Annotated in this window: 1 protein-coding gene; it reads left to right on the top strand. The window is 47.7% G+C overall.

Going from position 1 to position 258, the window contains the following annotated elements; translation table 11 throughout:
* Nucleotides 1-258, top strand: a 258-nt coding sequence (locus AC1RP1_RS08385) for a hypothetical protein (RefSeq protein WP_481762787.1), incomplete at both ends; no start/stop codon positions are given.

The raw sequence follows: 258 nt of genomic DNA, 5'->3' as shown, positions 1-258 counted from the left end.
CTAAACATCTTCCACAATGAAGTGTACGGATCGAAATCTGATTCGGGTCGCACCGTCAAGAAGGAAGGTATGAACCGGTCGAAGGCGGTGGCCGTTGGTGGTCACCTGCATACAGGACACAAGGTTCGAAACACTTACTTTCCGGGCACACTGTACCAAAATAATTTTGGGGAACAGCTTCCAAAGTACTTTGCACATATCCAGTTTAACAGCGTTGCAGACCACGAGATAGAGTTCATAAACCACGACCCAGTGTAC

The organism is Dellaglioa sp. CoH-56-MRSF-13 (genome assembly GCF_056782095.1).
This window is presented reverse-complemented; position numbering and strand designations above follow the sequence as displayed.